The organism is Micromonospora deserti, from assembly GCF_003236335.1.
GTDB classification, from domain to species: Bacteria; Actinomycetota; Actinomycetes; order Mycobacteriales; family Micromonosporaceae; genus Micromonospora; species Micromonospora deserti.
Map to the genome: position 1 here is coordinate 1 of NZ_POUB01000384.1, position 4,363 is coordinate 4,363.

Annotated in this window: 4 protein-coding genes; all 4 read right to left on the bottom strand. The window is 70.8% G+C overall.

The genetic code is table 11. The annotated features are described in order from the left end of the window. Positions 1 to 88 precede the first annotated feature (88 nt). Complete coding sequence (locus tag C1I99_RS29710; protein ID WP_111137494.1) at positions 89 to 586, bottom strand: hemerythrin domain-containing protein; 498 nt, start codon at positions 584 to 586, stop codon at positions 89 to 91. Between the two features lie 221 nt (positions 587 to 807). Next, positions 808 to 1,992: a hypothetical protein gene (locus C1I99_RS29715; protein WP_111137495.1), complete on the bottom strand. Its 1,185-nt coding sequence runs from the start codon at positions 1,990 to 1,992 to the stop codon at positions 808 to 810. Next, positions 1,989 to 2,861, bottom strand: a complete 873-nt coding sequence (locus tag C1I99_RS29720) for a class I SAM-dependent methyltransferase (protein WP_199562438.1) — start codon at positions 2,859 to 2,861, stop codon at positions 1,989 to 1,991. Before C1I99_RS29720 ends, C1I99_RS29715 begins: the two co-directional genes overlap by 4 nt. Before the next feature lie 324 nt (positions 2,862 to 3,185). Further along, positions 3,186 to 4,091, bottom strand: a complete 906-nt coding sequence (locus tag C1I99_RS29725; protein WP_111137496.1) for a 2-hydroxyacid dehydrogenase — start codon at positions 4,089 to 4,091, stop codon at positions 3,186 to 3,188. Positions 4,092 to 4,363: the final 272 nt, after the last annotated feature.

Sequence of the window (4,363 nt, forward strand, 5' to 3'; positions counted from 1 at the left end):
CGCCCGCACCCCCGGCACGCGCCCCGGCGGCGCAGGTGGTACGCGTAGGTGGCGCGCCCCGGTGGCGGAGCACGCCGAACGCCCGCCGTCAGCGGTGCTCGTCGACGTAGCGCCGCGGGTCCTTGTCGACGAAGGGCAGGTTGCGGCCGTTCTTGTGCTCGCCATAGAAGGTCAGCCAGCGCCGGCCCAGTTCGGCCCGCAGCTCGACGCCGGCGTGCCGGCGGAAGTCGGGCAGCGCCTCGTCCTCCTCCTCGGCGAGGTGCTCGCTGTTCTCCCGGCGGGCCGTCCGGACCGCCGCCCACCACCGCTCCGAGCCGACCGGGTGCAGCTTGGCCTCCGCGATGGCGTCCCGGATCTTGTTGTGGTCGCCGACCGCGTCGACGGTCTCGGCCTCACCGTTCTCGCCGTGCCGCACCAGGTGCGGGTAGAGGATCGCCTCCTCCGCCTCCGCGTGGATGTCCAGGTGCAGGGCGAGCGCCTCCCAGATCGCCAGCAGTTCGTGCTCGTCCCGGGCGTCGTCCAGCCGGGCGAACCCGCGCCGGAAGGCGGCGTGGTCGTCGAGGATCAGCCCGGTGATGTCGTCCATGGTCACTCCCCCGCTCGGTGTCGGCCGTGCTGGTCAACTCCCCGACGCCCGCCGGGGTGACGCAGGTGTGGGAGACGTTGTGTCACCACTCCCGGCGGCGTCCGGCCCGGTGGTTGCGCACCTCGCAGGGCGGCCCGGCGGGGGCGGTGCCGGCCCGCCGCAACCGGCACCCGGCATCGTCCGGACATCCGACGTGAGCTGGAGGTACCGCCTCGCAGCCGTCACGCCTCCCGCTGCGGGTGCTGTCCCTCCTCGGCGTTCCGTTCCCGGGACCAGAAGATCGTCGCGCCCAGCAGGCCGGCGGCCAGCAGGGTCACCCCGGAGACCGTCACCACCTTCGTCTGCCCGCTCACGTCGGGCAGCAGGAAGGCCGCGATGTCCAGCAGGAACGCCGCGGACGCGACCACGGTCAGCGCGGCGGCGACCCGGTTGAGCCGCCCGTCCAGCCGTTCGCTGCGCAGCGACGATTCGGCGAGCAGCGAGGCGTTCACGTGGCTGAGCAGCTTCTCCGCGCGCTCGTGGGTCCCGTCGAGCCCGATGGTCTCGCGGGCCGCGAGGTATGTGGCGCGATGGTCCTGGCCCGACTCGACCCGGTACGCGTCGAGGTGGTGGTAGTCGGCCCAGACGCCGTCGAGGAAACGACGAAACTCCGGGCCCTCGAGCCGCCCGGGAGTCGCCCGGGCCAGTTCGGTCAGGATCCGGAGGCCGCCGACGCTGGCGCCGACCAGCACCGACTGCTGGGCGACGGCGATGTCGGCGGGCTCCAGCATTGCCAGGGTCTCGTCGATGGTGTCCGGGGACGGATCACCGTCCCAGGCATAGGTGTAGGGCAGCAGGATCTGGCAGCGGGGGCCCAGCACCAGACTCGGCACCCGACGGTCCGGCTCCCAGGCGGGGTCCCGCGCGATGACGTGGCAGTTGTACCGAACGGCGCGGGGGTCGACCTCCGTCCAGTCGGAGGCGGCGCCGCCGCCGGGGGGTACCACCACGTGCCCGACAAGCCCGGACTGCCGCGCGCCGGCCAGCACGTCCCCCAGCAAGGCTCGGTCGGCCTCGCGCAGCTTGCGGTTGATCGTCGCGTCGAGGCTGGCCAGGGCGTGCACGTCGAGCTTGCGAAGGTCGGTCGTGTGGCGCAGGGCGTACGCCACGAGGACGGCACCGGCGGCGAGGATCCGGATCCGACAGCTGACGATCGTGATCTCGGGCAGGCTGACCGCAGCCCGGACGATGTCCGTGAGATCGAGGTCGAGCGTCTCCTCGGAGTTGTACGCCACCGAACCGAGCGTTCCCGGGACGGGGTGTACCTCGCCCCGTCCCCCGGGCAGCACCACGGTCTTCACCGTGCGGTCGAGCGAGGTGTAGTGCAGGGGGTAGGCCCTGGTCTGGACGTGCAGTACGTCGGTCATTTCCCGGCCACCGCCACGTGCTCCGGGATCAGCTCGGTCTCGGGTACCACGACCTCACCGAGGTACCGGCGCTGGAGGTCCTCGGGGCTGTGGTTGTCCACCGGATTGCCGAGGATCGCCGAGAGATCGCCGGTCGTCAGGTAGGTGGCGTCCTCGGGCACCGACCGCTTCCGGAACCATCGGCGTTGCGCCGACAGCACGGGATGGTCCGCCGCGGCCAGCGGCCAGTAGCTGACCACCGTGAGGGTCTCCGGCCCTGCCGAGACCCCCAGCCCGGTGACCGCCCGGGCGTGCTCCGGGGGCAGGTAGAAGACCAGCCCTTCGGCCACGTACGCGATGGGCCGTCCGGCGGCGAACCGCCGGATGCGGTCCAGGAGATCGCGGCGTGCCGCCGGGTCGTTGAGATCCGCCGCGACGTGCTCGACCTCTCGTTGATCGAGCACCCCGGCAGCCCGCAGCTCGGCGGCTCGGCGCCGCTTGGTCGACACGATGTCGGGCAGGTCGACCTCCATCGCCGCGGCGAACGGCAGCAGCCACGGGTACGAGGAGAAACCGGCGCCGCACACCACCAGCACGGTGTCGTGGCGCTGCTCCAGGGCCCGGGTCAGGGTGTCCCGGATAATGCGGCCACGCAGTGACACGACCAGGTCGTCGTGGGGGTACACCGACGCGGCGAACTCGTCCCACAGGTCGCGGACCGCGCCCCGTTGCTCGGGCGAGATCCACTGCCTCGCCAGCGGATCGGCCGCCAGTTCCTCCCGTCGCGCTCGTGATTCGTTGACCAGGTAGGCGGTGAGACCGACATCGTTGTGCACGTCCACATAGAACCATGAATTGACAACGTGGCCCACAACCGCCTTGATCTTCACTGACCTGCTGCTTTCAGGTTGGAGCCGAGGGGACTCGAACCCCTGACCCCCGCACTGCCAGGGGGATCTCGCGCCCACATCGTGACCAGGCAGCCGCAAAGCGCGCACAGGAGCGCGGAAGTTTCCCTCAATCCCCGCCAGTCCCCGGCCCTGCCATGTCCTACTGGCACGGTTATGGCACGACCAGCACCCACCGGAACCCGCGCTTCGGGCCTAGGTGTCACCGAGGTGTCACCGCCCCCCTCCCCTGTTTCAGCAGCTCAGGCCCTAGTGGGTGACAGTAGTGACACCTCGCGTGCCGACGCCGGACACGGTTGCAGGCTTTCAAGACCACGGCCCGATAACGACGTTCGCGAGCGGCTTGCCCGCCGCGTACCGCCGGACCTGGTCGACCAGCAGCCGGCGGGCCCGGGGCGCCAACGCGGCGGTCAGGCCGCCGACGTGCGGGCTGATCAGGACGTTCGGTGCGGACCACAGCGGGTGGTCGGCGGGCAGCGGCTCGGGTTCGGTGACGTCCAGGGCAGCGTGCAGCCGGCCCGCGCTGAGCTCGGCGAGCAGCGCCTCGGTGTCCACCACCCGCCCCCGTGACACGTTCACCAGCAGGGCGCCGTCGGCCATCCTGGCGAGGAACTCCTTGTTCACCAGGCCCTCGGTCTCCGGGGTCAGCGGCGTGGCCAGGATAACAACATCCGCTCGTGGCAACATCTCCGGAATTTCGGAAACTGGCCGTACGCCGGGGCGGGCGCTCCGTGCCACCCGGCTGATTTCCACCTCGAACCCAGCGAGCCGGCGCTCGATCGCGGCGCCGATCGAGCCGTACCCGACGATCAGCACCCGGGCGTCAGCCAGCCCGGTCGACCAACCCGAGGCCCAGCGGCCCTCGCCCCCCGCCCGGACGAAGTCCGGCAGCCGGCGCCGGGCGGCAAGGGTGAGCGCCACGGCCAGTTCGGCGGCGGCTGCGTCGTGCACGCCCCGGCCGTTGGCCAGAGTCAGGCCGGGCCGCAGGTACGGCAGGACATGGTCGTAGCCGGCGGTCACGGTCTGCACCACTTTGAGCCGGGGCATCCGGGCGATCGGCTCGCAGAAACGCGGATCAATAATCCCGTACGGAACCGCATAAAACTCGACATTGTCGAGATTCTCGGGCATGGGTTGAGTGCCGTCGTACAGCGCGACGTCCAGATCGCCAAGCTCGGCCAACGCGTCGGGGTGGGAGATCAAGTAGCGCATGGCGACAATCATGCTAGATCGGGCCGAGCCGGCCATGCCCGCGCGCGCAGGTGGACGCAACGAAGTTTGAGACGACGTGTGCCGTGCCGTGCCGCCCTGGGGCACGTGGTTCCAGCGCTGGAAGCTTGATGAGGGCTTCTGATCGCTAAGGGACGTCTCGTAACTCGGTCGGGCGTCCATGGTGGATCATGTCAGGGTGCAGGTGATCTCGGCGGCTCGCCCGGAGTGGATCTTCCCGTTCACCGGGCTGCAGCCCGCCCAGTTCCGCAGGC